This is a genomic window from Kitasatospora sp. NPDC059571 (assembly GCF_042735675.1).
Taxonomy (GTDB): domain Bacteria; phylum Actinomycetota; class Actinomycetes; order Streptomycetales; family Streptomycetaceae; genus Kitasatospora.
Genome location: NZ_JBHWBW010000468.1, coordinates 1 through 6,251, shown reverse-complemented (window position 1 = coordinate 6,251; position 6,251 = coordinate 1). Strand labels below are relative to the sequence as shown.

Genomic DNA, 6,251 nt, shown 5'->3' with positions numbered 1-6,251 from the left:
TCGCTGCGCGGGGGCCAGCTCGCGGCACGGCCGCGCCGCCGTAAAAATAAAATACTCAACCGCCCCCCCCCGCAGCCGCGGCCGCCGCTTCTCGCATTTCCGGGGCCTGTCGCCCGGACCCCTGCCGGCCCGGGCGGCGAGGCCTCTGCGTCCGCGCGTGTCGGCCGCACGACAGGTTTCTTGCAGGCGTGGAACATTCGTTGACCCGGACGGGCGTCCGCTGGAACGCTGAATGCGTGAGCCAGTCCGAGAGCCTTGTGGGCCGCCTGCACGTCGATCTGCGACGTCACGCGAGCGCGATCTGTGCCGTCTGCCGTTGACGGCCGTTCCGCCGTCGCGTCGCTCTGCTCGTCTCACCTTCACCACTGACCGTCCGGTCTGACCGACCCGCCTGCCGTACCCGCCGTGTCCCGGCGGACGGAGGCGGCCCAGCCGGTGGTCCCGGTCCTCCTCCCCTCCCCGCGTCGGCCGGCCGCCGGGCGCCGTGCAGTGCCGTGTCGCACTGTGCAGCCCGTGCCGGCACCGGACGGCTGTCACCTGCTGCCCCGCAAAGGATCCGCCATGCCTGCGACCTCCCGCCGCCATTTCCTCGCCCTCGCCGCCGTCGGCGCCACCGCCGTCGCCTGCGGGCAGGCCACCGCATCGGGCGGCGGTACGGGCGAGACCAAGAAGCTCCGGTACCAGGGCTGGGCAGGGCAGGTGACCCTGCCCGAACTCGCCGAGGACCTCGGCTACTTCGGCGATGTGAAGCTGGAGTGGGTGGGCAACACGATCAGCGGGCCGCAGGACATCCAGTCGGCGGCCACCGGGCAGATCGACTTCGGCGGGGCCTTCAACGGCGCCGTGGTGAAGCTCATCGCCGCGGGTGCCCCCGTCCAGGCGGTGATCAGCTACTACGGCGTGGACGCGGCCGCGTACAACGGCTACTACGTGCTCCAGGACAGCCCGATCCACGCGGCCCACGACCTGCTGGGCAAGAAGATCGGGATGAACACGCTGGGCGCCCACACCGAGGCGATCCTCGACATCTACCTCCAGCGCAACGGGCTCACTCCGGCCGAGATCGCCAAGGTGGAGCCGATCGTGGTGCCGCCGGTGAACACCGAGCAGTCCGTGCGGCAGCGGCAGATCGAGGTCGGCGTCCTGGGCGGCGTGCTCCGGGACAAGGCGCTGGCGACGGGCGGCATCCGTCCGCTGTTCACCGACTACGACCTGCTGGGCGCGTTCAGCGCCGGCACCTACGTCATCACCAAGCGCTTCCTGAAGCAGAACCCGACCACCGCGCGGACCTTCGTCACCGGCGTGGCCAAGGCGATCGAGTGGGCCCGGACGAGCCCGCGCGAGGACGTCGTGGCGCGCAGCGTATCGATCGTCAAGAAGCGCGGCCGCAACGAGGACACTGCCGCCCTGAAGTACTGGAAGTCGACCGGGGTCGCCGAGACCGGCGGCCGCATCACGGACGAGGAGTTCAAGCTCTGGATCGACTGGCTGGTCGAGCACGGGGACATCAAGGCCGGCCAGGTCAAGCCGGCCGACCTCTACACCAACGAGTTCAACGGCTACACCGCGAGCGCTGCGGCGGCCGTGTCCACCGCCCCTTCCCCGAGCAGGAGTTGAGCGATGAGTGCGGACATCTCCTTCCGCGCGGTCAGCAAGACCTTCGCGGTCCGCGGCGACGCCGAGTTCACGGCTCTCGACCGGGTGGAACTCGACATCGCTGCGGGTGAGTTCGCGGTGATCGTCGGTCCGAGCGGCAGCGGCAAGTCCACCCTGCTGGACCTGCTGGGCGGCCTGGCCGCGCCCACCTCCGGCGAGATCCTGCTGAACGGCCGACCGGTCACCGGGCCGGGCCCGGACCGGTCGACGGTCTTCCAGCAGTACGCGCTGCTGCCGTGGCGGACCGCCCAGGGCAACGTCGAGTTCGGCCTGGAGTCGATCGGGGTGCCGCGGCGCGAACGGGCCGCCCGGGCCCGGGAGTACCTGGACCTGGTGGGCCTGTCCGGGTTCGAGGACCGCCATCCGCACGAGCTGTCGGGCGGCATGAAGCAGCGGGTCGCGATCGCCCGGAGCCTCGCCTACGACCCCGAAGTGCTGCTGATGGACGAGCCGTTCGCGGCGCTGGACGCCCAGACCCGGGAGTCGCTCCAGGACGAGCTGCTGCGGATCTGGGAGCGGACCGGCAAGACCGTCGTGTTCATCACCCACGGCATCGAGGAGGCGGTGTACCTCGGCGGGCGGGTCGCCGTGCTCACCTCCCGCCCGGGGCGGGTGAAGGAGGTGGTGCGGATCGACCTCGGCGACCGCAGCGCCACCGGCGACCTGCGCTCCAGCCCGGAGTTCGCCCGGTACCGGCACGAGATCTGGAGCCTGCTGCACGACGAGGTCAGCCGGGCCCAGCAGTTGGAGAGGGAGGTCAGCACGGTATGAGCACCGACATCCGTCCGCCGGCAGCGGACGCACGACCGGCCCCGGCCGTACCCGGGCCGGCCACCGCACCGAAGCCCGCGACCGTACCGGAGTCGACGTCGGCCGAGGCCCGTCGCAGGCCGGCGCCGCCCACCGGACGGCGCCGCCGCGGCCGGGTGCGCAGGCTGCTGCTGGGGGCCCTCACCAAGAGCGTCGCCGTGGCCGCGCTGCTGGCGGTCTGGGAGGCCGCCCCGCGGCTGAACCTGGTCGACCCGACGTTCCTGCCGCCGTTCAGCCAGGTGGTCGACGCCTGGTTCGGCCTGCTCGACAGCGGTCAGCTCGCCGCCAACACCCAGGCCAGCCTGACCCGTTCGCTCAGCGGCTTCGGCCTCGCAGTGCTGATCGGCGTGCCGCTGGGGCTGCTCATCGGCTGGTACCGGCCGGTCGCCGACCTGCTGAGCCCGCTGCTGGAGCTGTTCCGCAACACCGCGGCGCTGGCGCTGCTGCCGGTGTTCGTGCTGATCCTCGGGATCGGCGAGACGTCGAAGATCTCCATCGTGCTGTACGCGTGCATCTGGCCGGTGCTGCTGAACACCATCAGCGCGGTCCGCACGGTCGATCCGACGCTGCTGAGGCTGGCCCGTTCGCTCAACCTCTCGCCGCTGCGGCTGTTCCAGAAGGTGATCCTGCCCGCCTCGGTGCCGGCCGTCTTCACCGGGATCCGGCTGGCGGGGGCCGTCTCCATCCTCGTCCTGGTGGCGGCCGAGATGGTCGGGGCCAAGGCCGGGCTGGGCTATCTGATCAACGCCTCGCAGTTCAACTTCGCGATCCCGCAGATGTACGCGGGCATCGCCACCATCTCCGTGATCGGCGTGGTCTTCAACCAGCTGCTGGTCCGGCTGGAGCGCCGGTTCACCGCCTGGCGCGCCCCGGTGAACGGCTGAGGTGGCGCGATGAGCAGCGAACTCACCGCGGACGTCCTGGTGGTGGGCGGCGGACCGGCCGCCACCTGGGCGGCGCTGGAGGCGGCCCGGGCCGGCGCGGACGTCGTCCTCGCGGACAAGGGCTACTGCGGCACCAGCGGCGCGACCGCCGCGGGCGGCACCGGCGTCTGGTACGTGCCGCCGGAGCCGGCCGCCCGCGAGGCGGCGATGGCGAGCCGGGAGGCGCTCGGCGGCTACCTCGCCGACCGCCGCTGGATGGCCCGGGTCCTCGACCGCACGTACGCCGCGATCAACGAACTGGCGGGCCGCGGCGGCTATCCGTTCCCGACCGCACCCGACGGCAGCCAGCCGCGGAACGGGCTGCAGGGCCCGGAGTACATGCGGCGGATGCGGATCCGGGTGCGCCGGGCCGGAGTCCGCGTCCTCGACCACAGCCCGGTCACCGAACTCCTCACCGCCGCCGACGGATCGGTGGCCGGCGCGGCAGGCTACCGGCGGCAGGCGGGCCACCCCTACCGGGTGCGCTCCGGGGCCGTGGTGCTGGCGACCGGGGGCTGCGCGTTCCTCAGCAAGGCGCTCGGCACCGACACGGACACCGGCGACGGCGCGCTGTTCGCGGCCGAGGCCGGCGCGGAGCTGTCCGGCATGGAGTTCTCCAACGCGTACGGCATCGCCCCCGAGCACACCTCGGTCACCAAGACCGCGTTCTACTCCTTCGCCACGTTCTACCGGGAGGACGGCGAGGAGCTGGAGGGCGCGGCCAGCCAGGGCGGGCGCTCGGTGATCGCCCGCGAGCTGCTCACCGGGAAGGTGTACTGCACGCTGGACCGCGCCGACGAGGCGGCGCAGCGGGCGATGCGGCTCGCGCAGCCGAACTTCTTCCTGACCTTCGACCGGCTCGGGGTGGACCCGTTCACCGAGCGGTTCGCCATCACCCTGCTGGCCGAGGGCACCGTCCGCGGCACCGGCGGGATCAGGATCGCCGGTGAGGACTGCCGCACCACCGTGCCCGGCCTGTACGCCGCGGGGGACGCGGCCACCCGCGAGCCGATCTGCGGAGGCTTCACCGGCGGCGGCAGCCACAACGCGGCCTGGGCGATGTCCTCGGGCAGCTGGGCCGGGCGCGGCGCCGCCGGGCACGCGCTGGCGCTCGGCAGCCGCGGGCACACCCGCGCTGCCGCCCCGGCCGGGGGAGCGGGCCTGCGGCCGGCCGGTGGACCGGCGGCCGGCGGCCACCGGGAGCTGATCGCCGCGGTGCAGCGCGAGGTGCTGCCGTACGACCGGAACTACCTGCGACACGGCGACACCCTCACCGCGTCCCTGGCCGTCCTCGACGACCTCTGGCGGCAGGCCCGCGCCGGGCTGCGCGGCGACGGCCGGGACGTGGTGAAGGCCCGCGAGGCGGCGGCGCTGGCCGCCAATGCCCGCTGGATGTACCGCTCCGCGCTGGCCCGCACCGAGAGCCGCGGCATGGCCCGCCGCCTGGACTTCCCCGACCAGGACCCGGCCCAGCACCACCGGATCGTCACCGGCGGGCTGGACGAGGTCTGGACCCGCACCGAGTCCGTCCGTCCGAAGGAGCCCGTGTGATCGAACTCGTCTCCGCCGACCGCTGCATCACCTGCGACAAGTGCATCGAGGTCTGTCCGACCGATGTCTTCGACCGCGGCCCGGACGGCATCCCGGTGATCGCCCGGCAGGGCGACTGCCAGACCTGCTTCCACTGCGAGGCCAACTGCCCGGTCGACGCCCTGTACGTCGGCCCGCACACCGCCCCCGGACCGCACCCGCCGGACGAGCACCGGCTGGCCGACAGCGGGCTGCTCGGCAGCTACCGCGCCCAGATCGGCTGGGGCCGCGGCCGCACCCCCGGCGCCCGGCGCGCCATCGGGCCGGCGTTCGGCCCGGCCCCGATCACCTCCTGACCGACTCCCACGAGAGGGGACCCAGTATGACCGCGTTCGAGATCCAGAAGGTCGGCGGCCGCATCGGCGCCGAGATCACCGGCATCGACCTGGCCGGACCGCTGGACGACAAGACCGTCACCGCGCTCAACGAGGCACTGGTCGCCCACAAGGCGCTGTTCTTCCGGGACCAGCACCTGGACGACGAGGGCCAGACCCGGTTCGCCGGGCTCTTCGGCACGCTCACCACCGCGCACCCGACGGTGCCCTCGCTGGACGGGCAGCCCAACGTGCTGGCCGTGGACAGCGAGGACGGCGGCCGGGCCAACCAGTGGCACACCGACGTCACCTTCGTGCGCACCCCGCCGAAGGCGTCCACGCTGCGCAGCCTGATCGTGCCGCCGTACGGCGGCAACACGCTGATCGCCGACGCCCAGGGCGCCTACCGCGACCTGCCGCCGGTGCTGCGCGACCTGGCCGACGGCCTCTGGGCGGTGCACACCAACGACTACGACTACGCGCAGGGGCGGGAGCTGGACGAGGCGGAGAGCGAGCGCCGCAAGGTGTTCACCTCGCGGCGGTACCGCACCGCGCACCCGGTGGTCCGGGTCCACCCGGAGAGCGGCGAGCGCGGGCTGTTCATCGGCGGCTTCGCCGAGCGGATCCTGGGCCTGCCGACGGCGGCCTCGTCCGACCTGCTGCGCACCCTGCAGTCGTACGTCACCCGGCCGGAGAACGTGGTGCGCTGGCGCTGGTCGGTCGGTGACGTGGTGCTGTTCGACAACCGCGCGACCCAGCACTACGCGCCGGACGACTACGACGACCTGCCGCGCCGGCTGCACCGGGTGACGGTGGCCGGTGACGTGCCGGTCGGCCCGTCCGGCGACACCAGCTACGTCATCGAGGGCGACGACGCGGCGCACTACACGGGCTGACGTCCGAAGCCGGTATCCGCGGCGGCAACGGCCGCGCGGCGGGGCACCTCACGGTCCCGCCG

7 protein-coding genes are annotated in these 6,251 nt (G+C 73.1%); all 7 read left to right on the top strand.

All coding sequences use genetic code 11. The features are described from left to right. The first annotated feature begins 188 nt into the window (after positions 1 to 188). Positions 189 to 320, top strand: a complete 132-nt coding sequence (locus tag ACFV0G_RS33080) for a putative leader peptide (protein WP_380555989.1) — start codon at positions 189 to 191, stop codon at positions 318 to 320. 241 nt (positions 321 to 561) lie between these two features. Further along, positions 562 to 1,617 (top strand): ABC transporter substrate-binding protein, encoded by a 1,056-nt coding sequence (locus ACFV0G_RS33075; protein ID WP_380555987.1) that lies wholly within the window; start codon positions 562 to 564, stop codon positions 1,615 to 1,617. A 3-nt stretch (positions 1,618 to 1,620) separates the two neighbouring features. Beyond that, complete coding sequence (locus ACFV0G_RS33070) at positions 1,621 to 2,427, top strand: ABC transporter ATP-binding protein (protein WP_380555985.1); 807 nt, start codon at positions 1,621 to 1,623, stop codon at positions 2,425 to 2,427. Continuing rightward, a complete protein-coding gene (locus tag ACFV0G_RS33065; RefSeq protein WP_380555983.1) occupies positions 2,424 to 3,350 on the top strand; it encodes an ABC transporter permease in 927 nt (308 codons plus the stop codon). Before ACFV0G_RS33070 ends, ACFV0G_RS33065 begins: the two co-directional genes overlap by 4 nt. Positions 3,351 to 3,359: 9 nt before the next feature. Then, the gene (locus ACFV0G_RS33060; RefSeq protein ID WP_380555981.1) at positions 3,360 to 4,940 is read left to right on the top strand and encodes an FAD-dependent oxidoreductase; all 1,581 of its coding nucleotides are present in this window, start codon (positions 3,360 to 3,362) and stop codon (positions 4,938 to 4,940) included. Beyond that, entirely contained in the window at positions 4,937 to 5,275 is a 339-nt protein-coding gene (locus ACFV0G_RS33055; RefSeq protein ID WP_380555979.1) for a 4Fe-4S dicluster domain-containing protein, read from the top strand. Before ACFV0G_RS33060 ends, ACFV0G_RS33055 begins: the two co-directional genes overlap by 4 nt. Before the next feature lie 26 nt (positions 5,276 to 5,301). Beyond that, the gene (locus tag ACFV0G_RS33050; RefSeq protein WP_380555977.1) at positions 5,302 to 6,189 is read left to right on the top strand and encodes a TauD/TfdA dioxygenase family protein; all 888 of its coding nucleotides are present in this window, start codon (positions 5,302 to 5,304) and stop codon (positions 6,187 to 6,189) included. Positions 6,190 to 6,251 lie beyond the last annotated feature (62 nt).

Coding starts and splice junctions, on each gene's coding strand:
- ACFV0G_RS33075 (WP_380555987.1), top strand. CDS start 562: ATGCCTGCGACCTCCCGCCGCCATTTCCTCGCCCTCGCCGCCGTCGGC.
- ACFV0G_RS33070 (WP_380555985.1), top strand. CDS start 1,621: ATGAGTGCGGACATCTCCTTCCGCGCGGTCAGCAAGACCTTCGCGGTC.
- ACFV0G_RS33065 (WP_380555983.1), top strand. CDS start 2,424: ATGAGCACCGACATCCGTCCGCCGGCAGCGGACGCACGACCGGCCCCG.
- ACFV0G_RS33060 (WP_380555981.1), top strand. CDS start 3,360: ATGAGCAGCGAACTCACCGCGGACGTCCTGGTGGTGGGCGGCGGACCG.
- ACFV0G_RS33050 (WP_380555977.1), top strand. CDS start 5,302: ATGACCGCGTTCGAGATCCAGAAGGTCGGCGGCCGCATCGGCGCCGAG.